Origin of the sequence: Coleofasciculus sp. C1-SOL-03 (genome assembly GCF_040220555.1) — a bacterium.
In the GTDB taxonomy this organism is placed as follows: domain Bacteria; phylum Cyanobacteriota; class Cyanobacteriia; order Cyanobacteriales; family Coleofasciculaceae; genus Coleofasciculus.
Genome location: NZ_JAVJUO010000027.1, coordinates 50,826 through 77,595, shown reverse-complemented (window position 1 = coordinate 77,595; position 26,770 = coordinate 50,826). Strand labels below are relative to the sequence as shown.

Below are 26,770 nucleotides of genomic sequence, written 5' to 3'. Positions count from 1 at the left end.
CCTTTAACAGTTTTGTAAATCCCCTTCCAAGAGCGCAAGCAGGGAGGGGATGTAAGCTTGAGGAACGAAATCAGGAATCGCTAGAGGAATTCCCTTTCCCGGGCTTGTCCTTACGTTGGACAGGTTTGGCTAAGGATTCTGAACGCTTGGGTGAGGTTCCTTTTCCGGTTACTTCACCTGCACCACGACGGGGAGAACCCTTTTTCGGTCTTGACCCTTTGCGTGAGCGAGACTTCTTATTGAATCGCCTTTTGGGTGAACGCACGATACCAATATCATTGCCTTCCTCAATCATCAACGTATTGGTATGCAGTTTGACGTGCAAATCCCAAAAGTGATTAATCACCTTTTCTCCAAGCAATCCTTTGAGCTGAAGCTTGAAAAATTTGGTTTTCTCGGAGTCTCTCCGGGGAGACTGCTTGATTTTGACAATAACGTCTTCATTCTCCCGCGACTGGTAAATGACCTGACCCCGAATGGAAAAATAACCTTCGGGTAATTCCTCGGTCGGTTCAGGTTGAGAATGTTCGGGAGAGGGTTGGGCTTCAGGGGTTGACTCTTCCGGGGGTGAATCCGTTGATTCTGAAGCCGTTGTTTGCTCTTGATTGAGTGTTTCCGGTTCCCAAACACCAACAATTTGGACGTGTAAATTTCCGTCTTGTTGTCGGGTGCGAGGATAAACGACCCAAAGATGGGATAGAGCTAAATCGAGATGGTTTTTCACCAAACTCATGACTCGACCCAGTAAGACGGCATCAATGAGTGTACCGTCATCTGCTAGTAGAGTCCCTCTCGTCAATTGCTCTTGAGAGGGCATATATTTTCCCCGAATCAGTCCGATGGCTCGGTACTGCATGGGTTCACTGGGGGGAGGAATGGGTTGTTGTCGTTGGACATCTGATGGCATTGTCCCGGCTGAATCTGTTGTAGTAGATGAGTTAGTCACGTTTTGAGAATTGCCATTGGGTGGGGCTGAGTGTGGCGGTTGCACACTGGATACTTCTGGCAGATTTTCACCAGAAGACGTGGGTGAGTCGGAAGACCGATTCACAGAAGGACTCATATAACCTCCTAGCGGCGGAGACACATTCCCTTGTGGGAAATTTGGACGGACTGCTTGAATTTTAGTTGGTTCGACAGGCTTACTGGGGTGGAGCAACCGCTAGAATTATGTTCCTAGCTCTGTTTCCACCGAAAAACCAGCAAAGTCAGGGAACTCAATATCAGTCTGCCCATTTTACAAAATGCAGTCATAAGACAGGTACATCCGTAAAGTTTATGGAATCTTTACTCGCAAGACTTTACACTCTATGCAAATTTTGGCGAGACAATAGAAGAGTGGCGACAAATCTGAGTAATCCGTTACATAGTAGATACGAGGACGAGATATGAGTGACTCATCCATCAATTCCTTACTGGAGAACCTAAAAAACCCTGATGAAAACGTCCGCAAGCAGGCAACCGAAGAACTATGGCGTATCTGGTTCTATCAAAAGGGCATCTCCGGTATGGAACGGCTAGAGCGGACACAGATTTTATTAGAACGTGGGGACACAGCTCAAGCTGAAGCACTGCTGACCCAGATTATTAGAGAGCAACCTGATTTTGCCGAAGCGTGGAATCGACGAGCCGTTCTTTACTACCTACTTAAACAGTATCAAAAGTCAAGGGACGATTGTCAGCAGGTTATCCGACTCAATCCCATTCATTTTGGAGCGCTGCATGGTTTGGGATTGTGTCATGCGGCGTTGGGAGACTATCAAGCGGCAATTACAGCCTTTCGCAGGGCGTTGGAGATTCAGCCCTATTCTGTAATTAATCAAAAGTTGATTCTGGAATGCACGGCGCGGTTGAGTTAGGAGGAGATGGGGAAGATGGCGAAGATGGCGAAGATGGGGATATGTAGAGACGTAGCATGCTACGTCTCTACACGGAGGTAAATTTGGTGAACATCAATCAACCTAGTCCCTTACAACCAGGTAATTTGTTACGGGTGATTGCTCCGAGTGGGGCGTTACGAGAGGTTGACGCCTTCTATCAGGGCGTGGACATTTGGCGTCGCCGAGGTTATCGGGTTGAATTACCAACCAATTGGAATGCGAGGGAGGGATACCTGGCGGGTACAGATAATCAACGACGCCAGCAGTTAACCGCCGCTTGGTATGACCCAGACTGTCGGGGGATTCTTTGTATCCGAGGGGGCTATGGTAGCGCCCGTCTTCTGGAAGACTGGACGTGGACGTCTGTGATACCTCCCCAGCTTGTAGGGGCGGGTTTGACCGATAACACTACCCCAGAAACCGATAACGTGACTAAACCCGCCCGGCTTGGGGAACAGGGGAGTCTTGCTCCACAATCCCCTATCCCCAAATGGCTGATTGGGTTTTCTGATATTACTTGTCTGCTGTGGAGTCTAGCTGGAGTGGGAATTAGCAGTGTTCACGGTTCAGTCTTAACCACGTTAGCTAGTGAACCAGAATGGTCACTCAATCGCTTATTTGACTGTGTAGAAGGACGCCCTCTGTCCCCTCTATCTGGGAAGGGTTGGGGTGGGGGTAAGGTTAGGGGGTGGCTTTTGCCAGGAAATCTGACTGTAGCAACTCATTTACTGGGTACGCCGATTCTACCCCCGCTAGATGGGGCAATTCTGGCGTTAGAGGATGTGACTGAAGCGCCTTATCGGATTGACCGCCTGTTGACCCAGTGGCGGATGAGTGGCATGTTACAAAAGGTTAAAGGTATTGCCTTGGGACGGTTTAGCCGCTGCCATCCTCCCCAGAATGTGCCAAGCTGGACAGTTGAAGAGGTATTACGCGATCGCTTAACGGATCTGGATATCCCGATTGTCTCCGAGTTACCCTTTGGTCACGATGGGGTCAACGCGGCTTTGCCTGTGGGAGGCGAGGTTGAACTGGATGGAGATCAGGGAACATTATGTTGGAAAACTTCATAAATAATTCTCAACCCGAAATGGTAAGCTAACAGAGCGCTGAAAACTTTGTATAGGGTAGGTCTAGTATGACTGGGTTAACCCAGGTTCCTTATTTATTACGAGCCGCTCGTGGTGAAAAATTAGAACGTCCGCCGGTGTGGATGATGCGACAGGCGGGTCGATATATGAAAGCCTATCGGGATTTACGCGATAAGTATCCCAGTTTCCGGGAACGCTCCGAAATTCCCGAAATTGCTATTGAAATTTCTCTCCAACCCTGGAAGGCGTTTCGTCCCGATGGGGTGATTCTATTTTCCGATATCCTCACGCCTCTACCGGGAGTCGGTATTCCCTTTGACATTGTGGAAAGCAAAGGTCCGATTATCGATCCGCCGATTCGCTCTCAAGCACAAATTGACGGGCTTCATCCCTTAGAGTTAGAAAAGTTAACATTTGTCGGGGAGATATTACAAGCGCTGCGTCGGGAAGTCGGGAACGAAGCCGCTGTCTTAGGTTTTGTCGGTGCGCCTTGGACGTTAGCCGCTTATGCGATTGAGGGCAAAAGTTCCAAGAATTACTCGATTATCAAAGGGATGGCATTTTCCCAACCCGCCATGCTGCATGAATTTCTGGGGAAAATCGCTGATGCGATCGCGGTTTATGTACGCTATCAAATTGATAATGGTGCCCAAGTCGTGCAATTGTTCGATTCCTGGGCGGGTCAACTGAGTCCCCAAGACTACGATACCTTTGCCTTACCCTATCAGCAGCGCGTGGTTGAGCAGGTGAAAGCTACCCATCCAGATACGCCTCTGATTTTATATATCAGTGGGAGTGCGGGTATATTAGAACGCATGGGTAAATCCGGTGTGGATATTATCAGCGTAGACTGGACAGTGGATATGGCAGAAGCGCGACAGCGGTTAGGCTATCATAAGAACGTTCAGGGGAATATGGACCCAGGGGTGCTATTTGGGTCACAGGATTTTATCCGCGATCGCATTTTGGATACAATTCGGAAAGCTGGGAACCGAGGTCATATCTTTAATTTGGGTCATGGTGTCTTACCGGGAACCCCAGAAGATAACGTCAGGTTCTTCTTTGAAACAGCGAAACAGGTTGATCAATTGTTAACTGTTCATGCTTGAACTATCTTAAGCAACGGGGAATTGGAGAAGAAAGACCCAATGCTAGGCTCAAGCACATGGTTTGTAGGGGCGGGTTTAGGAACTTTAGGCGTGGCTACTGATGGTAACGTTTATGCAAAACCCGCCCTTTCCTAATGTAGGGACGTGGCACAGCAAAATGGTGGAAGAGATTTTACTGTTAAACTGGGCGCACGTCTGTGCGCCCCTACAGGTTGTTAATTGATCCAGGTGGGTCGATCTGACAAGCCTAATATTCACATATTGTAATATCGGTTGAGTTAGGATCAGATTATCAAAAAATCTAAAATCAAATGACTCCCAAGCGAATCTTCATGACTGGTGCTAGTGGTTGCATCGGTCAGTATGTCGCCGAAAGTTTAATTCAACACACGGATCACGAGTTGTATTTATTGGTCAGAAATCCCGATAAATTAGGATTTGACTATCATGCTCGTCCGGGGATTACGATTTGTCAAGCTGATTTACGGCAGATTGATCAGTTTGGTGATTTACTCAAAACAGTAGATGTTGCAATTTTGGCAGCAACAGCTTGGGGGGGAGTCCAGGAAGTTTTTGATATTAATGTGGTCAAAACCCTGCGATTGCTGGATTTGCTGGATACTCAACGTTGTGAACAGGTGATTTACTTTTCCACCGCTAGCATTCTAAATCAACAGAACCAGTTACTCAAGGAAGCTGGTCAACTGGGAACCGACTATATCCGTTCCAAATACGACTGTTTGCGGCAAATCTCAAAACTCGCGATCGCGCCTAAAATTACTACCGTGTTTCCCACGTTGGTACTAGGGGGAGATGAGCATAAACCGTATTCCCATATTTCATCAGGGATTAAGGATGTAGTCAAATGGATGGACTTGATTCGCTGGTTCAAAGCCGATGGCAGTTTCCACTTTATTCACGCCCAGGATATTGCCCAAGTGGTGTGCTATCTGGTTGATCATCCTCCGACTCAGGAATTGACCACTAAAACGGGTGAAGGATTATCGACGAATCGCTTAGTCTTAGGTAATCCGCGCCTCACCGTTAATCAGGCGGTAGAGGAAGTCTGTGCGTATTTAGGTAAAAAAATTTATCTTCGCGTCCCCTTATCAATTGGACTAGCGAATCTATTAATTATCCTATTCCGGATTCAGATGGCGGCGTGGGATCGATTTTGCCTCAATTATCGCCATTTTACCTATCAAAACCCAGTGAATCCCCAAACATTCGGTTTACCCACGTACTGTCCCACCCTGAGTGACGTGTTGAAAATTAGTGGGCTTCCGTAGGGGCGCACCGACGTGCGCCCTTTACCAACGTGCGCCCTTTACCGACGTGCGCCCTTTACCAACGTGTATCTGTATCAACTTAAGCCACAACCCCCTCACCCCCAGCTCACAAGGGTAGGTTTTTTAAGATGGGGGTTTAGGTAAGACTTAGAAGACAGGTAGACCAGTAGACAAGGAAGAGTGAGAACGGAAAATCGGGCGTTTCGGCTTTTAGAAGTGAGTTTGACCGAACAAGATTCTGTACGGTTTTCCTTCCTTGTCCTCTTGTCCACCTTGCCCTCCAAGTCTTGCCCCAACCGCACAGTAAAAAACCTACACCTGTCAGCTCACCCCCAGCCCCTCTCCCACCAGGGGAGAGGGGAGCAAGAAGCAAGCGTTATTCCAGAGTTACTTTGGAAGCGTCTTTATGTGATGGTTCCCCTTCTCCCTTGAAACAAAATTTACCGACATGCATCTGCATAAACTTAAGCCCAAAAAAAGCGATACCTTGATCTAACCCCTCCCTAACCCTTCCCTTGCCAAGGGGAGGGAATTTCAAGGACTTTGGTTTTTAGGTCATCCTCCCGACATCCGATAACCCATACCCGACAAACTGGTTCAAAATGTAAATTGTTACCTACGCCCTATCGCTTGTTCTATACAATGGAAGAGAAAGAGATGGAATTAGCAGATGAACCCCTGCTCTCCATCCAGCTTTTGCAGATGATACCCTGGTCAAAAACGGTTCCTTACACAAATCTAAATAATCCTTCAGGAATCCGTCCCATGGGTGATGTAGATTAATACAGACTTTGACAAAGGTCACTCATTCCCCAAGAGGGTATCGCGTATACTATCTGCTAGAGGAGAAGCCCAGTCATCTAACCTGAGACAGAATTTAAGCCCAAAATGCTGATAATTCTGTAAAAACGGAAACTGGGGCGATGCGTTAGCAGTAAATCTCAGTAAGGGTTTCCTGGAAAAACAGGTAACCCTTCGCGGTGAGAAAAACGAAAACGCTGTTATCCGGTCATCAAGGGTGGGAATTCTAGTAATAAGTGATGACACACTTCGATCAAGTGTCGTTATCGGTCGTAATCTAAGAGATCACTATGCCAGCCACTCCTTTTGCCGACACTGAATTCGACCACGACCAACCTACCTACAGCTTGGATTTGCAGGATACCCACAGCGATATCGACAATTCTGTGGATGAATTCGTTGATCCAGATGAAGAGGATACCGACACGACTAGCTTTGCTAAAAGTGCCAACCGCCGTACCACTGATTTGGTGCGGCTATATCTTCAGGAAATCGGTCGGGTTCGTTTATTGAGACGAGATGAAGAAGTCTCAGAAGCCCAAAAAGTTCAGCGCTATATGCGATTATTGGACTTACGAGGGAAGTTCGCCACACCAGAGGAACCCGTTATTGAGCATTTCGTTCATTTAATCGAAACCCATGACCGTTTAGCCTCGCAGTTAGGTCATCGTCCCTCCTTAGAACGCTGGGCGACAACTGCTGGCGTGGATGTGGCTACCCTGAAGCCAAGTCTAGTAAAAGGAAAACGGCGCTGGGCGGAGTTAGCCGAACTAACCGTTAAGGAACTGGAACAGGTTCAAGCCGAAGGGTTGCAGGCGAAGGAACACATGATTAAAGCCAACCTGCGCCTGGTGGTGTCGGTGGCGAAGAAGTATCAGAATCGCGGGTTAGAGCTGCTGGATTTGATTCAAGAAGGTACCTTGGGGTTAGAACGGGCAGTTGAGAAGTTTGATCCAACGAAGGGGTATCGGTTTAGTACCTATGCCTATTGGTGGATTCGTCAGGGAATTACCCGCGCGATCGCGACTCAAAGCCGGACGATTCGCTTACCCGTCCACATTACCGAAAAGCTGAATAAGATTAAGAAAGCCCAGCGGAAGATTTCGCAGGAACAAGGGCGCACCGCCACGATTGAGGATATCGCCAAAGAGTTGGAAATGGATGCGCCCCAGGTGCGGGAAGTGCTGATGCGAGTTCCGCGATCGGTTTCCTTGGAGATTAAAGTTGGCAAGGAGAAGGATACGGAATTGGGGGATTTACTGGAAACTGAGGAAACCTCCCCAGAAGACGTATTGATGCGCGAGGCTTTACAGCGGGATTTACAGCAACTCCTAGCTGATTTAACCAGTCGCGAACGGGATGTGATTTGTATGCGGTTTGGTTTGGGCGATGGACATCCCTACTCCTTAGCTGAGATTGGGCGGGCGCTGGAACTGTCTCGCGAACGGGTGCGGCAAATTGAGGCGAAGGCGTTGCAGAAGTTGCGCCAACCCAAGCGGCGGAATCGGGTGCGGGATTATTTGGAAGCGTTGAGTTAGGGGATTTCCCACACATTGTAGAGACGTTGCATGCAACGTCTCTACAAAGGTAGATTTAGAAACCATCAAGATTCTGGAACGTCCACTGTGTCTCGTTCTGTGCGAATCCACTTATTCTCAGGTTTGACTAGAAATGCGAAATACAGGGGAATCCCAGTCGATTTAGTCTACGGGGACAGACTAAGTTTTTCACCCGAAACGATAGGACGGAAATGGTATCCTTGGGTGTAGGGTTGGGGGTTGTTCTAAAAGGTCAATGGCTTGAGTGGGTCTTTTGGACGTGTTAGCCCGTTGAGCAAGTTTCGCGATCGCGCCTTGATGTACGATACAGGCAGCATCCACGAGTACCACGATATCGGGTGGGTCTGTTGCAAGGTACATTATCCCATAGTCTAGGGCATATCCCTTACCTTGGCATTCTGTATCCTAGCATTACCGTTGCGCCTAATTGACCTGCGATCGCGGCGGTTTCATTGGTATAGTTATCGGCAATAACTACCAGTTGTCCCGGGGTGGTTAGTTAGGGTAATATTGTGTTCAGGTTTGGGCAGTTACCAAATACCCCTTTTTGTGACTAACATTGGATTTTCTGAAATATCACAGCAACCCAACTGAACTCAACCATCCAAATTATAAGTCATCTTTAAAATGGTAGATAAAAAACTGAAAGTTTTACTGATTGTAAATCAATGCAATCCTAACGGACGTTCTGTACCGTTAGTTGGATTTAAGTTCTTTGAAAACATTAATAAGTTGGCTGATGTAACGCTCGTCACCCATGAAAGGTATCGAAATCGGCTGAAAAAAACAGAATATTCTAACATTGAATACATAAAACCTAGTAGTTTTATAAATAAATACTGGTTACTTAGCTTAAAACTAATTAAAATAACGAAGCAACAAGGAAATTGGCCCCTGCGTCTTACTCTAGATTTTCCTTTTTATGCTCAATTTAATCAAAGAGTTTATCACGAGTTTGCCCGCCAAGTCATCCGAGGAGACTATGATATAGTTCATGCGATAACCCCGATGATGCCTAGATACCCTTACAAAATAGTTAAGGCATGCCAGCATACTCCTTTTCTGCTCGGTCCAGTGAATGGAGGTATACCCTTTCCGCCAGGATTTAGAGAAAAAGCAAAAGAAGAATATGCTTACCTGAACTTTTTGAGAGCTGTTGGTCGAGCCTTAATACCGGAATACAAAGAAACTTATCAAAAAACTGACAGGATATTAGCAGGGTCAACCTATACTTTAAATCTCTTAAAGAATTTGTTTAAACTTCCAGATAGCAAAATTGGTTTATTTTATGAAAATGGAATCGACAAAGCGTTTCTGATCGAAGCGAAAAATAAGTTTCCAAAAAACAGAGATAAAATAAATTTACTATTTGTTGGTAGATTAGTTCCTTACAAATGTGCTGATATTGTTATCGAATCTATTAGTAAGCTGAGGCAATCAATTCAAAATAACATAGTTTTGACAATAGTTGGTGATGGCTCAGAAAAAACAAAGCTAGAAAACCTAGTGCAGAAAGTCGGTTTAAGTGAAAAGGTAAATTTCACAGGTCGGATTCCGCAACAGGAAACACTGAACTATTACAGACAAGCGGATATTTTTTGTTTTCCTTCAATTCGGGAATTTGGTGGCGCAGTGGTGTTGGAAGCTATGGCTTGTGGACTTCCCTGTATTGTGGCAAATAATGGCGGCATTGGTGAATATGTTACGGAGGAGACAGGGTTTAAGATTGAACCGCTTTCGAGAGAATATTTGACACAGGAGTTGACAGATAAGATTAAAATCTTAGTTGAAGATGAGCAATTGCGGGAAGATATGTCAACCAAGGCTGTTGAAAGAGCGAGAGAATTTACCTGGGAAAACAAAGCCCAAAAGATTGTTGATATTTATCAGGAAATGATTGAAAAAAAATGAATTTATCAAAATCTCAATTTGAACAAGCTTACAACCAAGTGATTTTAAAGAATGACTTTTTTGAAAGAGACTCATACTACATCCAATATAAGCCGAGATATTGGAATACTTTAAAACACATTTGTCAATGTACCCTACCTGATTCTGCTCGTATTCTGGAAATTGGGGGGGGGCAAATTGCTTTACTTTGCCAAAACTTATTTAACTATGAAGGAACTGTCGCTGATGTGAATGACAAATATAAACAGGGAATTTTAGACCAGAATTTATCATTTCGATGTTGCGACCTCTTACACGACGATCTGGAAGAACGGGATTATTATGATTTAGTAGTTATGTGTGAGGTTATTGAACATATGCCAATACCTCCCTATATTGTTCTAGAAAAAATCAAATCGTGGATTAAACCAGGTGGTCTACTTTTCTTAACCACTCCTAATCTGTATCGATTCAGGAATTTAGTTAGACTTGCCCTAGGGTTACGTGTATTTGACACCTTCCGTATTCCCGAACGGGGATCGGGAATTGGTCATCCCTTAGAATATAGTCGAGAGCATTTGAAATGGCATCTTGAAAAAGCTGGTTTTGAGTCAATCCATATTGATTTACGGCAACTTGACCATTCTGGTGCAACGTTATGGACACAGCTAGGAAGAATTATGGCTAGTCCTTTTTTACTGCGTCCGCTTTGGCGAGATAAGTTAGTTGTTTTTGCTCAGAAACCGGAGAAATCTATGCCAGTCGAGGGGGAAATCTAAAACTACTGTAATCGCTAATCCTATAAGGATTGAATTGACCCAGTAATCGCAGTGCCTAATCATGGAAAAATCAAAGTCTGTTCGCTTAGATCCAATATTTGTCATTGGTTACATGCGATCAGGTACAACAATGTTGCGTTTGATGATCAACAAGCATCCTGATTTGTTTGTTCCTAGGGAGTCAGCGTACTTTCAAAGATTACCAATGAAATATCCTGATCGGATGCATCAGGTTCAAGACATTGATAAGCTGGTAAAATCGGTACCGATAGGTTCTTATGGTCGCCTCTTGGATAAAGAGTATTTTAGAAAATTATTACAGGAAAATTTGCCTGCTGGTAATAATGTATTACTAGCCTGCTTGTATCAAGCCTATGCAGTTTCACTGGGCAATAATGATGTTCGTTGGGGAGATAAAAAGCCTCAACACTGGCAGTTCGTTTACTGTTTGCGAGAATGGTATCCTGACGCGCAGTTTATTCATATTGTTCGCGATCCCAGAGATGTCATCGCATCGATAGAAGATTACACAAGAAATAAAAATGTGAAGCTGACTAATCAACAGTATATATTTAATGGACAACTATTGCCATCTCATATTGTCTTGGCTTGGCATTGGCAATATGAATTCAAAACAATGAGTGAGCAGGCTCAAATTCTAGGGGATCAACGATATTTGATGATCAAGTATGAAGAGTTAGTTGCAGAACCTAGCTATCACGCTGAAAGAATTTGTCATTTTTTGAACTGCAAAACTGAGTTTATAGATGAAATGTTAAAATTCCGGGAGGATGCAAAAAACAAAAAGATACGAGATGACTCCAGTGATAGCATATCTCCTCATAACCTGGAGACAACGAAGGAAGTAAACCAGCAAAGAATTGGACGATATAAAGCTACGTTAACTGAACAGCAAATCGGGGATATTGAATTTATCTGTGGCGACATCATCAAGGAGATGGGGTATGAAGAAATTTCTACGAATATATCAGTGGCTAGACAAGCTTACATAAATTCTCTTTGTAATCTGCTACTGCTAGCTTGGAAAGGATTACGGGCAACTCGTCGGATCAGAGGAAGTTTATAGCCGTTCTCGTTGGGGTACAACGCAGATTTATGGGTAGGGTAGCGCCGAGTTTCGCCCAACCATCTCACAACTCCTCATTCGGAAACATCCACTGCATCTCGTTCTGTACGAATCCACTTATTCTCAGGTTTGACTAGAAACGCGAAATACAGGGGAATCTTCCACAAAATATAAAAGGGTACAGTTAAAAGGGTCTGTACAGGTATATCTTCACAGCAAAACTTAGCCCATGCCCCAATAATTGATAGTAGAATTAGTAGTCCTTCTAGCCCTACAGAAATAGCTGGTAGCCAGGATATTCCCAAAACCCCTGCTAGTACCGTTCCCGCCATCGCCGCTACCCAAATCATGACTAATAGGGAAAGAGGGGGTACAACTAAATCAAGAGCGATCGCGAACAAGTCAACCCGTCGCTGAAACACAGACTCAGCAAGGAGTCGCGGGACTTGGGTGAGTAAGGTTTGTAAATGTCCATGTTCCCAGCGGGTGCGTTGAGTTTTGGTGGCTTCCTGCTGCTGGGGGAGACATCCGGTGACTCTAGCGTCTAAACAAAATAGGGGAGAATGTCCGGCTATGGCTAAATCGATGCCAAGCTGCATATCCTCGACTATATTATTACTCGCCAGGGGCGCTTGGCGGATAACTGACCAAGGAAACGCCATTCCCGTACCTGTCAATAAGCAGGGGAATCCCAGTTGATTTAGTCCACAGGGACGGACTAAGTTTTTCACCCGAAACGCTAGGGCGGAAATGGTATCCTTGGGTGTAGGGTTGGGGGGTTGTTCTAATAGGTAAATGGCTTGGGTGGGTCTTTGGGAAGTGTTGGCACGTTGAGCGAGTTTCGCGATCGCGCCTTCATGTACGATACAGTCAGCATCTACGAGTACCACGATATCAGGTGGGTCGGTGGCAAGGTACTTGATCCCGTAGTCTAAGGCATATCCTTTACCTTGGCGTTCTGTATCCTGGCGTTCGATTACCGTTGCGCCTAACTGACGTGCGATCGCGGCGGTTTCATCGGTACAATTATCGGCAATAACCACCAGTCTGTCTTGGTCGGCTAACTGGGGTACTATGGTTTTTAGGGTCGTGCTAATTCCAGAGGCTTCGTTGTGGGCGGGAATTAACACGGTTAGGCGGGGAGGAGAGGCTGGGGCGGCTTCTGGGTGTTGACGCGGTGGGAAGAGGGCGGCGAAACACTCGATAAACAGCATCCCGATGGGGACGAGAAGGGAGAGTGCGATCGCCAATAGGACTATTTCCACGATAATAAGCCAGGGTTGATTGGTTAACATGACCCGGAAACCTCGCTGTGTCTGGAACTCTGGGGAATAGGGATAGTGCGATCGCTAGGAAGTGGTTTGGGAAATCGGTGTTTCCCAGTCAGAATTCTCTTGAGTTTCTGACTGAGAATGGGTAATAATTCTGGCAGGGACTCCTACGGCTGTTGCGTCGGCTGGCACATCACAAAGCACGACGGCGTTAGCCCCTATTTTGGCATGGTTACCGACCTTAGCCTCATAAAAGATTCTCGCACCCGCACCGATATCAACATGACCGCCGATTTTGATATCCTTACTTATGGTGACCTGTTGCATAATCAGGCAATTGGGTCCAATCGAAGCCTTGGGATGAATGACAACCCCATTGGGATGAGGTAGGAGTAGTCCCCCTTCAATTTGGCAGTCTAGGGGAATATCAGCGCCTGTGACCACACTCCAGAAGCGATGCTGGAGGACGTTAACCCGACGCAAAAATCCTCCAATAAGTCCTCCTTTTGCATGCCATTTTTGATACGCACGGATAGATTTGAGGAGTTGGCGGCTTGGGTCCCACCAGCGGCGCAGTTGTTCGCGACTCCAATCGGGTTCTGTTGCAGAAATATTGGGGACAGTGACGGATTTAACCATTGTCCTGAGTGTTTCGGGATTTTATGATCTTAGCAGGTACGCCCACGGCTGTTGCGCCTGCTGGCACGTCACAAAGCACGACGGCGTTAGCGCCAATATTAGCATCATCGCCGATAGTTACATTACCAAAGATTTTCGCACCTGCACCAACGTTAACGCGATTCCCTAATTTTGGCGCATCGAATGGATGCTCTACGTAGCGATTGCCCAGGGTAACGCCTTGACGGATAATACAATCATCACCAATGGTACAATCGCCGTGAATCACAATCCCATGTTGATGTTCGATGATCACACGACGACCCAGTTGAACGCTATAGGGTAATTCTATGCCGTAGGTATTACGGATTTTACGATACAATGCTCGGTAGAGAATACTAAATGGCGCTCGTAGGAGTTTGGGTTGAATTTGCATTCGCCACACCCCAAAGCGCTGAACCGCAACAGCGCGGAATCCGGGTCGAGTCCAATCGCGATCGTGGGCAATCCAGTCTTCTTTGATTTGTTGCCAGAGTCCGAGATTTTTAGGGACTGATTTGTCTATATTAGATTGTATCTCTGGTTGCGTGACCATAGTTTTTCTTGTTAACGGGGCGGTTTAAACCGCAGCTACACAAACTAAACCCGCCTGCGCGGGTTTCCACACCTCTAGTTTTTCGGTATTAGTCCGCGTAGGCGGACTTGGTTTGTCTAGCCGCGATTTCCAATCGCCATGGCTGAAGCTCCCTTCTTGCTCCCCTCTCCCCAGGGTGGGAGAGGGGCTGGGGGTGAGGGGGTTAGCGTTGACACGGATGGATATTATCTTACCCCTACGGGAGTGACACTATGATACACCGCCTTTGAGAAACACGCTATTGCGGAGGAAATCTCCCAGGAGTTGGGGCGGATCATTATCAGGTTTCCGTTGAATCACCCGGCGCAAGCGCCACAGGGTAAACCCTGAAGCCCACAACATATCAGCGCAGGAGGCGTACAGCCAACCGTAATTTTTGATAAAATACCGTCGTCGGGAATCAAACCAGTATTGGGGGCGGCGTTTTGGTGGGCGTTTGGTATCCGTGACACCGGAACTTTGTCCAACCAGGTGGACAACCCGACTGTCAGGTACATACCAGCAACTCCACCCGGCTTTTTTCGCCTGTAAGCAAAAATCCATTTCTTCGTAGTACATGAAGTAGGCTTCATCGAGTAAGCCTACCTGTTCAAAGACTTCACGGCGAATAATCATACTAGCACCCGCAACCCAGTCGGTGGGACAAGCTTGTTCGGGAACGGGGGGCCACACGACCCATTTTGTCAATACTTTCGAGACTAAACCGAGACGTAAACTGCTATCGAGTTCACTCAGGGCGGTGTGAAAGCGAAAGGCTGAACATTGGGGGGTTCCATCGGGATCTTCTAAACGACTTCCGGCGATTCCTACGTCGGGATGTTCGTTCATGAAGTTGACTAAGGTTTTGATGGCATTAGGGCGTGCGATCGTGTCGGGGTTGAGGAGTAGAATGTAGGGAGGGGGATTAGGTGACTCTAGGGCGGGACGAATGGCGGCGTTGTTGCCGAAAGCGTAGCCGCCGTTGTGGTCTAATGGCATAACTGATGCCCAATCACTCCAACCTTCGGTTTCTATGGCGGTGCTGATTTGTTCGACTGAACCGTCGCCAGAGGCGTTGTCGGTAACAACAACGCGAGTACCGGGTAAGGATGGGACTTCATCGACTAGGGAACGGAGGCAGTCGATGGTCATACCGGGGGTGCGGTAGTTGAGGATGACTACGAGTAGGGGATAGGGGTGATCAGGTTGAGTTGTAGTAGACATGGCAGAGTTGCTCTTTTGGGTGAAGCAAATGGAAATTTCACTCTAAATACTTCTTTAAGTTATTTTAGAAAGAATATGGGAGGTTATCCTATAGCGTATAACACAGAGTAGGTGTAGGGTAGTACTGACGCACTTCTTAGCCTGCTCTGTACTTTCTAATAAGGAACTTATCCTAACGGGCGTTTGTTATTACCAGTTATACCGAGTTCCCAACAGAGCATAAAGCTTTTCATTAAAGGGAGCAAAATAATTTTTCAGTAACTCTATTTTGGCTTCGTCATCAGGAGTTTTTGAATATTTATATTTACCTACATTGTGCTTTTGATTATGAAAATTATCAATCTTAGCCTGAGGAAAATTTTCGATCTTGAGAAAATCACAGACGCGATTGAGGACGGACTTCAAATTGTCACGAAATTGCTCAATGTTTAAGATTAAAATACTTTCTCTATCAAAATAATTATAGTAATTTTCTAGCTGTTCAACATACTTCCCCCTATCAATATAATCATAAGGGTATTTTGCCGGATTAAACTCAGGATTTAGCTCTTGTTCAATCGCTGTAGCAAAACTTCTTTTATCGGCTATCGCTTTCAACTGTTCATTAGAATTATTGACAAAACTGTGATGCATCTGCCATGATGAGTAGGCACGAGCAACAGGGTCTCTCAATACAGCGATCATTTTGATATTTCCTAAATCTTGTTTTATCAATTTAGGAACATGTTGAAAGTAGAGATAGCTAGGTGTCGCATCACAGGTCAGTTTGTGCTGCTTTTTCAACTTAGAAGGAAAATGTCCCAAATACCAGCCAAACCCGTAACGATAGTTTTCGCTTTTGTCAAAGTAGTGAATTTCTTTCCATGTATTATTCTCTAGAATTTGAGGATGTTGGCTCAGATAACGATACAACGCGGTTGTTCCTGCTTTTTGCGCTCCAATAATTAAAAAGTCAGGTTGGGACTTAAAAATTGGATAAATTCCACTTTTAATTAGTTTTTTAATCATTATTTATACGCTAAAGTATTTTATTGATAATCAGTCTAGCATAATAAATATTAATTTTAGTTCATACAAGCCAGATTATCTATCTAATTCATGACCATGAATTATGACTTGAGAACGTTGAATAAATATTCTTTTGATTTATCAATTTCTGGCTTGAGATTTTCATGAACCAATTGATAGTCAATATTTAATGATTTTTGCATGATTAACTCATAATCATTTAAATCTGATATCACAATATCTCCGAGTTCCAATCTACTTAGTAAATCAGCAACTTTATTAGATTTCGCTTTTTTTCCAAAAACCATAAAAGGCTTCTTGTATATAATAGAAAAAATGGAGCCATGATAAGTGCTAGTTATTACAAATGAAGCTTGACTGAAGTATCCCAACCATTTTTTTGGGCTGATATCAATCAAGTTTTTAGTGGCTGTAGGCATATATTTTCCTACAGAAATTACTATTAATTGTCTAATTTTTGCTACCGAATTTATGATGCGCTCTTGCTCTTTAGTTAGTCCAGATGGGATATATACAAGTAGGTAATCTTGACTAGAGTTGGGCAAATCTATGATTTCGTCATAATTGACTAAAAATGTTGGATCAACTACTATCTTAGCCGAACGGTTACATTCGTTTTCAATTAGTCGCTTACTATTGGTATCTCGAACTGAAATATCGTCAAACTTAGCAATATGATTACATATTGAATATTTATGTTCACCTAGATCGCTCGTGTTACCAAAGCTAGCGGCATAACTTATTTTTTTAGATTTATCGTCAACAAAATCCAAAAAATATGAAGGATCGAAGCCACGAATAAACGGATCAAGACACCAAACTTGATCACTGCCGCATATCACTAGGTCATAGGTCTCAGAATAAAATTTTAACCCTGATTTTCTATAAAATATTCGTGAACTCAGTTTAATCTTTTCTTGCAAAAATTTTCTCATATTCCACGCTTTCAATAAACTGTATATAAACCAGCGATTTTTGAGTAGTTTTTTATTATAGAAATAAATGGGAAATGTTTCTTTTAGATAGAAATAAACGGCACGATAGGGGCGATAATCAATAACTTCAGCTTCAAATCCCAAGCTTTTTACAGTACTCCATAAAGCGTAGGCTTGTAGAGTAGCGCCGTAGTTGGTCGTATGATGAAAAGTTAAAATTCCTACTTTCATGTCTTCTCAACTCAATCAACAGTAATTATTTCCAGTTCTGCCTTTTTTCTCAGCAGGATATGTAACAGTTTAGCTATAGCAATAAGTATAAGAATAGAATTACTATTCGTAGACTTATTTAGTATCCAATTCGTTGTCTTAGCGGAAAATCCTGATTGACCAATCCATAAACCTTTTAATCGCTTTAAAATGCGACTATCAGCTACCTTAAATACAGAGCCACAATTTGGGGCTGAATAGTCTTGAGCTTTTTTTGACCATTTACACCTCTCGGCTATGGGATTAGATTCTAGAGTAATAGGGTTAAAACCAAAAGTCGCACTAAGAATAAGACACGATTGACTCCCCGTAAATATCGTTTCTCTATAGCCTTTCACAATCTCTTTTTTGTTTAGAGTTTTTAGGCAAGAATTTTCAAAATCAAACACGACCACACTTTCAACGAAGTCATATATGGTCAACCCATGTCTTCTACCCCGACCGGCATTCATAGCCAGTGCCCCTCCAATGGTTGCTGGTACTGATGCCAGATAATAAAACGAGTTTAAGGAGTTTTTCTGGCAATATTTTAAGACATCTATTACCAAAACCGAAGAATAAACTTCTAATCGATTTTCAGAAAGAACATTTATAGTTTTAGGAAGCTTGTTTTTTAAAATCAATGATTTAATTTTTTTGTGAACGAATAAGGTGTTTGAACCGTTGCCTAATATATATATATTGCAATTATTTTCTTTTGCCCAGTGGCAATACTCGCGGAACTGGTCAATTGTTTCAAATTCTCCATAGTTTTCAAAGATATGTGAAGTTCTATAGAAAGATAAATTATCACTTGTAACCGTTCTAACGAGTTCCATATTTTTATCTAAGTAAAATAATTGATCGTGTTAAAAGTTAAGATCGAATAGCCAAGGGTAAACTGCTTAAAGCCGGATGCCCTCTAAACAGATTATGCCATATACCTAACCAATTTTTGGGGATTTCAAGCCATTCTATATCTTCCTGAAGTAATTCTTTATAGCGGCGGGCAACGCAAGCATAAGGTGATATAGTCGCGTATATGAGTTGATTGCCTTGAGCCAGCCAGGGCTTTTTAGCCATTACATGAATGATCGGAGGTACACCCCAACTAAGGCTCATGAGTCGTTGAATCGAACTATAACTACTAGGTATACCACAATGAGCAATATCCCGTCCATTTCTTAATAGCTTGATGGGTAGGTTTTCATACTGTTTAGAACCTAAAAGAGCAATCAAAAGAGCATCACTGCCTCTGGCATGTCTGGGTCGCTCGTTACGCGGACGAGCCTGCCAGGTTTTATATTCAGAAGATTCCATCATATTTTTCCACTGCTCAAGCAAAGGTCGATGGGCTTGGGTAACCTGAATACAACAAGCTGAAGGGTTATAAACAAAAGAGCGACCCGGTTCTAAACCCCAACCTAACGTTCGTTCATGAGTCTTGGATGGCTTGGGCAGTTCAGATGCCACAAGGACATTCGTTGGTTGGTCAAGGAGTATTTTAGGTAAGGGATTTGATAGAATCATGTCACTATCGAGCCACATTGAACGGGTATAGCCTCGGTCTAATGCCCAAAGCAGGGCATCTGCTTTCACATTAATTCCCGTGGCGACGCTGGGAGATTGCAAGTGCAAATGCGATGAGGCGCTATGAGAACTCACCCAGTTTTGGAAACTATCAGTTGCTTGAGGAGCAAAAATGTGAATATCAGCCTGAGGAGAGTGAGCGCTGAGACTGAGGAGAAGAAGCTTGAGAGCTATCTCATGGCTGGGTCGGTTTTCATATATAACTATCGCTGCATCTCTAATCGGGTTTGGCATGGGATTTGTTTTTTAGTTTTTTGTTTGAGATTAAATGTAGAAAAGGTTTGGGTGGAGCATGTACTATAATTACATGTATAACACGAGAGGGCAATCCATGAGTTTAAAGATTTTGTAAATATAAATAAGGCAATCAAATTTTGCCTAGAGAACACCAGTCTAGGGTATCGGTCAAGAAACTGGGTTTCTTGGTAAAATGCCGATGTTTCGTTGTCCTCCTTACGGACTACTTGACCTACGCTCTAGAAAACGAAACCGTTTGCTGAAGTGACGAAACAAGTAGCATTTGCTACCAAATAACCCAGTTGGAGGCTTGGTACAGATGTTCCAGCAGAACGTCTCTACTGACTTTTGACTTCTTGCGACGGCTCACTATGGCGACTAGACGGATGTGAGGACGTCAGTCAAGAATAAAGAAAATAGCACTCATCGTTCAACTGTGGGGTCATGGAAAAAAATTTCGCAATTGCTGCAAACCTCCGTAACTTCATGAGTCAAGTTGGGAGACAGTCACTCTATCACTACTATTTATGGCATTTTAAGGGGAAAGAACCTCCACTTAAACTTTTTATCCTGAGTCACATGCGCTCTGGCTCTTCCCTGCTCACACACATCCTTAATACTAATCCAGAAGTGTTGGGTTTTGGTGAGACTTTTACCCAATATTCATCAGAGAAGGATTTCTATCAATTGATGGCTGACGTGCATTTTACTCTACGCCAGTTCCGAGTATCGGAAACCTATCTTTTGGATAAAATTCTTCATGATCGCATTCATCGTCATGGTTTAATCAATAACTCCGATATTCTTAAGTCTGACAAAACGTTCGTTATTTTTTTGATTCGAGAACCTGAGTCTAGTCTAGCCAGTATGCTCAAGCTGATGCACAATTTAAATCAAGAAAAAGCTTTAGAGTATTACACAGGGCGTTTATTATCTCTGGAAAATCATGCTAAACTGATTGACAACAAAGAACGTTGTCTTTTGCTCACTTATGACCAACTATGTCATCAAACTGAGTCGGTTTTGAAAAGATTACAAGAGTTCCTGAATGTGCAACATGCCTTTTCGGAGCAATACCAGATCCTACGAACAACAGGTCGTAAATATGTAGGTGATCCTTCCGCTAACATACAAGCAGGGAAAATTATGAAAAATAATAAAAATGTAGATATCAGCATCTTCCCCAATATAATTGAGAAAGCAACGCATGCGTTCAATCAATGTTACGCGAGTTTATCTGACTATTGTTTGATGATAGATTCAGAATAATAATCTTTCATTCAGTTAACATCCACTCAAATTTAGTTCCTTTCAACATCGCTTCTAGTTCGTCGTAATTTTCCACAATTTCGCGGATGGGGAATGGATTGGTTCGCTGGTTGAGAATATCAACCGCCATCGGCTCGACTTGGATGAATTTGCATATCTTACGATAGGCAATACGGGGATCAGGAAGGATATCGTCTTCGTAGGTCAGCCAAAGTGACGATTTGTCCTCCAGCAGTGATTCGAGTTGGCGATAGGTTTGGTCGATTTCCTCTAAGCAATTGATTAAAGGCTTGGGATTGTAAACAATACCAAAGGCTACCTTGTCCAAATCCAGTCGCGTCTGGGTCAATTTGGCTTTACTCTTGGAATTGAGATGTCGAGTTTTAGTTTGATAGCCAAGAATTGCTGAGATTATCCGCCGGAGATAGTTTTTGCGCTCCAACACAATGAACCGTTCGACGCCTAGTTCCGGGAGTTCATTAACTAACTCGGGTAGAGTTTGATGGAGGATTGCCAGTTGCTGTTCGGGGTGGACTTTCACCTCAAAGCCGTAGAAGCGGTTACCCGCAACTAGCATTTGTTGACGGAAGAATGTTTTTGTATCAAAGGGTTTGAGTTGGTAGTTGTTGAAACTATACTCGTTGTAAACGACTTCACCATCCCAGTATATTTTTGGGTGTTGGTCAAGTAAGTTGCCAACAACGGTACTACCACATCTGCCGACGTGAAACATAGCAACGCTACCCAATCGCCAGTGAGATGGCAGCCAGCCGATTACTTGGTCGAAAGTGCGAGCCAGTTTTCTGGCAGGTTTAGCCCAGGTTTTCGGGAGGGTTGAGGTGATTGAGCTGCGTAGTTTTCGGGTTAGTTTTTGTGGCATTAGGCTAGCTATATGTTTACTTGTTGAATGGCGGGAATTCAGGAGTTTTTAGAGATATATAATTAGTAATGGCATTTTTTCGTAAAAATTACAAGGCGATGAATCCCTTAAATAAATAAATTTCCGGCAAACCTGTTGTCACCAACTACTATTTTTTCTAGAAAATAATGCAATTTATAAACCCTATTCCTAAGTCTCCTTAAATTCAATGTTAAACCTCAATCAAGTTGACAAATTGTAAGCTTTTAATACTCGAAGTGGTTTGGACAGACATTGGCTTGGATTTTTGGGGGGCAGAGAGTTTGAGGTCTTGGCGTCTATATTATTTATATTCTATATTATCTCCGTCCTCACCAGGTATAACGAGTCCCTAAAAGTTCATAGAGTTTTTCATTAAACGGAACAAAATAATTTTTGAGGTGTTCTAAGACTTGCTCATCGCCAGCACTTCTTACATAGGCAGCCGCCGCGTGCTTTTTCTGCTGAAACTGCTTGATTTTCTCATCCGGAAAGGGTTCGATGTTTAAAAAATCGCAGATTTGCTGGAGGGCTGAACTTAAATCATTGCTCAACTGCTCGAAGTTCAAGACGAGAATGTTATTTTTGTCAAAGTAGGTATAATAATTTTCGAGTTGTTGTACATACTTCCCCCGATCAATATAGTTGTAAGGATATTCAGGGGGGGGGAGTTCCGGATTCAGTTCTTGTTCAATGGCTTGAGTAAATGTTCTTTCATCGGCTCTCTCTCGTAAATGTTTGAGTGGGAGATTGGAGTAGCTATGATACATCTGCCAAGCTGAATAAGCGCGATCGACAGGATTTCTCAGGATGGCAATCATTTTAATATTGCCCAAGTCTTGCTTGATTAGCTGTGGGATATGTTTATAGTAGAGATAACTGGGTGAGTCTTCAAAGGTCAGTTTATTTCCTTTGCGGAGTTTAGAGGGGAAATGCCCTACATACCAGCCAAAACCCTTGCTGTAATTTTCGGGTTGGTCAAAGTAGTAGGTCTCTCTCCATTTGTGAGTAACTACGATTTGAGGATGTTGAGTTAAGTAGTGATACAGAGAGGTTGTAGCTGATCTTTGCACTCCTATTACCAAAAAATCAGGTTTTGACTTAATCAATGGATATAGTGGATAGACTATCTTTTTTAGGGATTGTTTTATCATTGCATCACTGTTCTGTCGCTGATAGTAACTTGTCTCGATCAGGCTTCATTATTGCCAATTATAATGAGTACCTAAAAGGGTATAGAGTCTCTCATTGAAAGGAGTAAAATAACTTTTTAATAACTCCATTTTCTCTTGATCTTCAGGGGTTTTCGAGAATTTATACTTACCAGTATTGTGCTTTTGATTATTAAAATTATTTATCTCATTTTCGGGGAAGTTTTCTATATTCAGGAAGTCACAGACGTAATTTAGCACTGTTTCTAAATTCTTCCGGAATTGAGCAACATTCAATACTAAAATACTATCTCTGTCGAAATAATTGTAATAATTTTCTAGTTGCTCAACATACTTTCCCCGGTCAATATAATCATAGGGATATTTGGCTGTATTAGACTCAGGATTTAGCTCTTGTTCAATCGCCTCAGCAAAACTTCTTTCATCTGCTATGGCTTTTAAGTTTTCATTGGGATTATCAGAAAAACTGTGATACATCTGCCAGGCTGAATAAGCACGAGAAACAGGCTCTCTTAGTACAGCAATCATTTTAATAGTTCCTAAATCTTGCTTAATCAGCTTAGGTATGTGTGGAAAGTAGAGATAGCTCGGTGAGGCATCACAAGTTAGTTTATTTCCCTTGGAAAATTTAGATGGAAAATGCCCTAAGTACCAGCCAAAACCTTGACTATAATTTTCAGGTAAGTCAAAGTAACGAATTTCTTTCCATGTTTTGTTTTCCATAATTTGAGGATGCTGACTCAGGTAGCGATAGAGTGAAGTCGTTCCCGCCTTCTGCGCTCCGATAATTAAGAAGTCAGGTTTCGACTTAATTATGGGATAAACTAATCCTTTAACCAATTGCTTCATTATTTAATTTTCTTACCTACCTAGAAGTATTTTATAGCTAAGCTAGCTATATACCATAAGGTGTCATAGCTAGCTAGACTGAATTTGCTCAATATACACAACTTATTTATTTGAAGTGTACCATGATTTTGGCTGGGGTAGACAGAGGTTCGCTGACTGCTTTCGCGGCTAGATTAGTCCTTGTTCTTGTCTTTATTTTTTTTCTTCGAGTATGCCCTTTTGAGCAAGGGAGCAAATCCTAACGCTGTTCCTGTACCAAGGATGGTGAGAGGTTCAGGCGCTGCGGGTACTTGCGTAATCACACGAATCGGGTCCATTGCTGAGTGAGTTGTAAACGACACTTCTAATACATTTCCCCTATCTCCTGTAATCGTCGCGATATCTCGAGGAAGTGAGGGTTCGTCTAAAGTGCCAATCCTAGATACACCCCGATCATCTGGGAAAAAGATATCGTTAGTAGGAACAATAAGACGGCGATCGCCCATTAGACCAATAATAGGTGTATCAAAGGTAATAGTAGCACTTGCCTCTACTCGCCCTTCTGAGGGGGTTGGGTTCCACATATATATAAAGTGGCTATTCACCCGAGTCCCCTGTTTGATCGTATCTAAATCTGATAGCTTGTCCCAATTTGTCGGATCACTTATCTCTATATCTCGAGGCAATACGACGTTCTGTTTTTCGTCAAATGCTAGCAAATGCTTTTCCCTTGGTGTAGCGAAGTAGTTATCGAGGAGCCAAAAAGGAGTGTCAAGTATTTCTACTTGTCCTTTTGTCCCTATAATGGCTGCATCCGCTGGATGAGCCGCTAGGACGGTAGCGCTAAGAGCGGCTAAGGGTAAACCTTTAACGAGGGTATTGATTATTTTTGTTTGTGTCATATTGGATTCCTTTGACTACATTTAGGATGTCACCGCCCCCACAACTCAGGCAATGAGCATTTTGTTGAATTAATCATCTTTCTAGCTCTCACACCTCCCCAGTGGGAGTTGTTACAGAATCCAGAACTTCATCTTAATTCTTACAGCAGTTTCACGACGATTTACTCTAGCCTTAGTGGTAACTTACAGGCAATCCGTAAATGACCTACTGACTTTCTATCTAGGATAGATGCTAAACTCCAGGTTTTGTATAAAGTAACGGTGAAGAATACGGCTTTAATCTTAAAGACACTGTAAAGAAATATTGACTAAACAAGTGAGGGGCAAAAAATATAGGAGAACCCGACACCAATACCAGTACCAGCGCTCTCCTTTGACTTCCTGTTGCGCTACCCTCTGATCGGGTTACGCATGGTTGACTATCCCCCTCAGGTATCTGACCCATAAACAACAGGTTCACTGGTGCCCCCCTCTGAAGGTTTATCATTAAATTCTCTGGAATTGGTGTTCCCATAGCGGTAAAGGCTTACCCTGCAACCATTCCGGAATTGGCGCTCCCATCAAGTCCAGAATCGTTGGTCCCAAATCCATGACATGACCCTCTGATAAACTCGATCCAGCCTCAATACCCGAACCCAACGCCATAATAAACCCTTCTGGACGATGACTGCCTCCGCGATAAGGCGGTAGAGGACCAAACCGCCCATACTCAGGACTATCCATCACATCCGTAGGATACTCTTCCTGCCATACCACAATTAAATCAGCATCGGGCAACTTCGGATCGCGCTCATTCGGATCATTCCGTGTCCGCACAATGCGCTTAACCATCGGTATCCCCTTACGAGCATCTTTAAGCGCATAAAGCTTCTCACACAGCTCATCACATAGAGCATGATACTCCGACGGCGGCACAATCCCTTGCGGTTCTCGCCCCTGAAGGTTAATCCGGACATACCCCTCAGCAAAACTGGGTAAGGCAAATGCCTTCATCGAGTGCCACAGGGGTTTATACCATTGAGCTGGATTCCACGGTACCACTCGCTCCCCTTGGCGTTTGAGTTGGAAGGATGAAATTAAATCCGGTTCCTGAGTAGAATCAAGCCAAGGTTCAATCAGCTTAAACAGTCGAGACGGCGTTTCCCGCCGCAGAAAACGCCGAATGGGATTCGGATCATACTTGGTTCCCCATAAATGCCGCTCCCACCAGTTCCACTTCATCTTGGTTAACGGGGGTGGCAAGGGATCTGAAACTTTTCCATAGCCAAGTCCCCATTTACCGGGAAAATTATAGCGGTAAAGAAATTCAGGCAGATAGACAAAGCTGGGTAAATCAATGGTAGCCGTTCCCGTACCATGAGCAGAGAAGATCACAATATAGGCATCATCAGGCGCCTTCGTCAAAATCTCCCCGATCGCACGATCCATGTCCTGGTAAACTGCCAGCAAAGGGTCATGGGAGATACGGGATCTTAGAGATTCATATAACGGATGATCCGGTTGGCTCAAGTGCCAAAACAGATGACCCCCAGAATGCGGATCATTGAATACTGTCAAAAATAAATCCCAGTTTTCCCGTTCTAGCAAATCCTGGCAAATCGCCGATCGCCGTTCAATGCCAACCTTTAACCGTTCCTCAACCTGAAAGGTTTTCGGCAAATCCAGACACACTGAGTAGTCGTTGTGCAATGCTGGACTCGCACCATGCTGATCAACCAACTCTTGATACAGGGTTTCCGGTAACGAACCCGTATCCACTTGCGGCGAGTGCGCTCCCCAACCCGCCACCTCTACCCCATTTATCTGATCCGTCAGCCGCACCTGGGGAACATCGAATGCGGCGACTCGATACTCCTCACCCAAGGCGTAAAAAGCGGGATACTCTTGAAAATCATACGCCGCGCGGGTTTCAAAGTTATACGTTCCTTCCCGCAATCCCATGTGCGCCCAAAACCCTGTTTTCTGGGGTGGATTCCCGGTGGCAAAGGTTGTCCAGGCGGTTTCCACATTCGAGTCTCGGAAATTATCCAGACGCCCATAGATTCCCTGCTGCCGCAGACGGCTAAGATTTTTTAGGTATCCTTGCGCCATCCACTTTTCCAGTAGGGACGGTTCAGCGGCATCTAGCCCGATGGCGATAACCGGATGCTTGCCCTTTACCATGAAGTTAGCCTCGGTTGAGTGCAGTATTCTGTGCCTACAATTTAGCAGACAATAGCCGATTGAGTAAATATTGTCGATATTGATACTATAGAGTGTGGCGGCTGGCAACAGTGCTGTAAGCACTGTGGAATAGGTTGTAGTGGCGTGGCACACCTTATTTGGTGGATTAGAATTGGTTCGTAGTGAGGGCTTCAGCCCTCTCCAGCTAAGCGTTATAGCACTCTTCGTGCTTACTACACACAAAACCCTATTTTAGTAGTAACCCCCAAAGCTTTGATATACGGTGC

Annotated in this window: 25 protein-coding genes; 10 read left to right on the top strand and 15 right to left on the bottom strand. The window is 43.9% G+C overall.

Translation table 11 applies throughout. The features are described 5' to 3' along the window. Nucleotides 1-70: 70 nt before the first annotated feature. Nucleotides 71-1,063: a hypothetical protein gene (locus tag RIE73_RS04500; protein ID WP_446400053.1), complete on the bottom strand. Its 993-nt coding sequence runs from the start codon at nucleotides 1,061-1,063 to the stop codon at nucleotides 71-73. 325 nt (nucleotides 1,064-1,388) lie between these two features. Between RIE73_RS04500 and RIE73_RS04495 the strand changes: the two genes are divergently transcribed. The 6 genes from RIE73_RS04495 to sigC all read left to right on the top strand — a co-directional run bounded on the left by RIE73_RS04495 (nucleotide 1,389) and on the right by sigC (nucleotide 7,708). Beyond that, nucleotides 1,389-1,859: a tetratricopeptide repeat protein gene (locus tag RIE73_RS04495; protein ID WP_446400052.1), complete on the top strand. Its 471-nt coding sequence runs from the start codon at nucleotides 1,389-1,391 to the stop codon at nucleotides 1,857-1,859. Nucleotides 1,860-1,915: 56 nt separating this feature from the next. Further along, nucleotides 1,916-2,953 (top strand): S66 peptidase family protein, encoded by a 1,038-nt coding sequence (locus RIE73_RS04490; RefSeq protein WP_446400051.1) that lies wholly within the window; start codon nucleotides 1,916-1,918, stop codon nucleotides 2,951-2,953. 65 nt (nucleotides 2,954-3,018) lie between these two features. Next, the gene (gene hemE, locus RIE73_RS04485; protein WP_446400050.1) at nucleotides 3,019-4,080 is read left to right on the top strand and encodes a uroporphyrinogen decarboxylase; all 1,062 of its coding nucleotides are present in this window, start codon (nucleotides 3,019-3,021) and stop codon (nucleotides 4,078-4,080) included. Nucleotides 4,081-4,391: 311 nt separating this feature from the next. Continuing rightward, entirely contained in the window at nucleotides 4,392-5,369 is a 978-nt protein-coding gene (locus tag RIE73_RS04480) for an NAD-dependent epimerase/dehydratase family protein (protein WP_446400049.1), read from the top strand. 657 nt (nucleotides 5,370-6,026) lie between these two features. Then, on the top strand, nucleotides 6,027-6,152 hold the full coding sequence (locus RIE73_RS04475; protein WP_446400048.1) for a hypothetical protein: 126 nt from the start codon (nucleotides 6,027-6,029) through the stop codon (nucleotides 6,150-6,152). A 308-nt stretch (nucleotides 6,153-6,460) separates the two neighbouring features. Further along, nucleotides 6,461-7,708, top strand: coding sequence for an RNA polymerase sigma factor SigC (sigC, locus tag RIE73_RS04470; RefSeq protein ID WP_446400047.1), 1,248 nt, complete (start codon nucleotides 6,461-6,463; stop codon nucleotides 7,706-7,708). A gap of 189 nt (nucleotides 7,709-7,897) precedes the next feature. Here the strand turns inward: sigC and RIE73_RS04465 are convergent, their stop codons facing one another. Continuing rightward, nucleotides 7,898-8,089, bottom strand: a complete 192-nt coding sequence (locus RIE73_RS04465) for a hypothetical protein (protein WP_446400046.1) — start codon at nucleotides 8,087-8,089, stop codon at nucleotides 7,898-7,900. Between the two features lie 267 nt (nucleotides 8,090-8,356). On the opposite strand from RIE73_RS04465, the gene RIE73_RS04460 reads away from it, so the two are divergent. The 3 genes from RIE73_RS04460 to RIE73_RS04450 all read left to right on the top strand — a co-directional run bounded on the left by RIE73_RS04460 (nucleotide 8,357) and on the right by RIE73_RS04450 (nucleotide 11,485). Further along, complete coding sequence (locus tag RIE73_RS04460; RefSeq protein ID WP_446400045.1) at nucleotides 8,357-9,640, top strand: glycosyltransferase family 4 protein; 1,284 nt, start codon at nucleotides 8,357-8,359, stop codon at nucleotides 9,638-9,640. After that, entirely contained in the window at nucleotides 9,637-10,398 is a 762-nt protein-coding gene (locus RIE73_RS04455) for a class I SAM-dependent methyltransferase (RefSeq protein ID WP_446400044.1), read from the top strand. Before RIE73_RS04460 ends, RIE73_RS04455 begins: the two co-directional genes overlap by 4 nt. A gap of 61 nt (nucleotides 10,399-10,459) precedes the next feature. Further along, entirely contained in the window at nucleotides 10,460-11,485 is a 1,026-nt protein-coding gene (locus tag RIE73_RS04450; RefSeq protein ID WP_446400043.1) for a sulfotransferase family protein, read from the top strand. Nucleotides 11,486-11,559: 74 nt separating this feature from the next. Here RIE73_RS04450 and RIE73_RS04445 read toward each other — a convergent pair whose 3' ends face one another. The 8 genes from RIE73_RS04445 to RIE73_RS04410 form a co-directional block, all read right to left on the bottom strand. Continuing rightward, a complete protein-coding gene (locus RIE73_RS04445; protein ID WP_446400042.1) occupies nucleotides 11,560-12,780 on the bottom strand; it encodes a glycosyltransferase family 2 protein in 1,221 nt (406 codons plus the stop codon). A gap of 54 nt (nucleotides 12,781-12,834) precedes the next feature. After that, the gene (locus tag RIE73_RS04440) at nucleotides 12,835-13,395 is read right to left on the bottom strand and encodes a serine O-acetyltransferase (protein WP_446400041.1); all 561 of its coding nucleotides are present in this window, start codon (nucleotides 13,393-13,395) and stop codon (nucleotides 12,835-12,837) included. After that, the gene (locus tag RIE73_RS04435; protein ID WP_446400040.1) at nucleotides 13,388-13,969 is read right to left on the bottom strand and encodes a serine O-acetyltransferase; all 582 of its coding nucleotides are present in this window, start codon (nucleotides 13,967-13,969) and stop codon (nucleotides 13,388-13,390) included. Before RIE73_RS04435 ends, RIE73_RS04440 begins: the two co-directional genes overlap by 8 nt. A gap of 249 nt (nucleotides 13,970-14,218) precedes the next feature. Further along, nucleotides 14,219-15,211, bottom strand: coding sequence for a glycosyltransferase family 2 protein (locus tag RIE73_RS04430; protein WP_446400039.1), 993 nt, complete (start codon nucleotides 15,209-15,211; stop codon nucleotides 14,219-14,221). A 189-nt stretch (nucleotides 15,212-15,400) separates the two neighbouring features. Continuing rightward, complete coding sequence (locus RIE73_RS04425) at nucleotides 15,401-16,219, bottom strand: sulfotransferase domain-containing protein (RefSeq protein WP_446400038.1); 819 nt, start codon at nucleotides 16,217-16,219, stop codon at nucleotides 15,401-15,403. Nucleotides 16,220-16,320: 101 nt separating this feature from the next. Continuing rightward, nucleotides 16,321-17,406, bottom strand: a complete 1,086-nt coding sequence (locus tag RIE73_RS04420) for a polysaccharide pyruvyl transferase family protein (protein ID WP_446400037.1) — start codon at nucleotides 17,404-17,406, stop codon at nucleotides 16,321-16,323. 11 nt (nucleotides 17,407-17,417) lie between these two features. Further along, nucleotides 17,418-18,263 (bottom strand): FAD-binding protein, encoded by an 846-nt coding sequence (locus tag RIE73_RS04415; RefSeq protein WP_446400036.1) that lies wholly within the window; start codon nucleotides 18,261-18,263, stop codon nucleotides 17,418-17,420. Between the two features lie 37 nt (nucleotides 18,264-18,300). Further along, nucleotides 18,301-19,248 (bottom strand): hypothetical protein, encoded by a 948-nt coding sequence (locus tag RIE73_RS04410; RefSeq protein ID WP_446400035.1) that lies wholly within the window; start codon nucleotides 19,246-19,248, stop codon nucleotides 18,301-18,303. Between the two features lie 447 nt (nucleotides 19,249-19,695). Between RIE73_RS04410 and RIE73_RS04405 the strand changes: the two genes are divergently transcribed. Next, nucleotides 19,696-20,520 (top strand): sulfotransferase family protein, encoded by an 825-nt coding sequence (locus RIE73_RS04405; protein ID WP_446400034.1) that lies wholly within the window; start codon nucleotides 19,696-19,698, stop codon nucleotides 20,518-20,520. 7 nt (nucleotides 20,521-20,527) lie between these two features. On the opposite strand, the gene RIE73_RS04400 is transcribed toward RIE73_RS04405, so the two are convergent. From RIE73_RS04400 to RIE73_RS04380, 5 genes are all read right to left on the bottom strand, one after another. Continuing rightward, entirely contained in the window at nucleotides 20,528-21,400 is an 873-nt protein-coding gene (locus RIE73_RS04400; RefSeq protein WP_446400033.1) for a hypothetical protein, read from the bottom strand. Nucleotides 21,401-21,750: 350 nt separating this feature from the next. Further along, complete coding sequence (locus RIE73_RS04395) at nucleotides 21,751-22,572, bottom strand: sulfotransferase domain-containing protein (RefSeq protein ID WP_446400032.1); 822 nt, start codon at nucleotides 22,570-22,572, stop codon at nucleotides 21,751-21,753. A 48-nt stretch (nucleotides 22,573-22,620) separates the two neighbouring features. After that, complete coding sequence (locus RIE73_RS04390; RefSeq protein ID WP_446400093.1) at nucleotides 22,621-23,442, bottom strand: sulfotransferase domain-containing protein; 822 nt, start codon at nucleotides 23,440-23,442, stop codon at nucleotides 22,621-22,623. A gap of 170 nt (nucleotides 23,443-23,612) precedes the next feature. Continuing rightward, nucleotides 23,613-24,320, bottom strand: a complete 708-nt coding sequence (locus RIE73_RS04385; protein WP_446400031.1) for a PEP-CTERM sorting domain-containing protein — start codon at nucleotides 24,318-24,320, stop codon at nucleotides 23,613-23,615. Between the two features lie 486 nt (nucleotides 24,321-24,806). Next, nucleotides 24,807-26,483 carry an alkaline phosphatase family protein gene (locus RIE73_RS04380; protein ID WP_446400030.1) on the bottom strand — a complete coding sequence of 559 codons (1,677 nt, stop codon included), beginning with the start codon at nucleotides 26,481-26,483 and terminating at the stop codon, nucleotides 24,807-24,809. Nucleotides 26,484-26,770 lie beyond the last annotated feature (287 nt).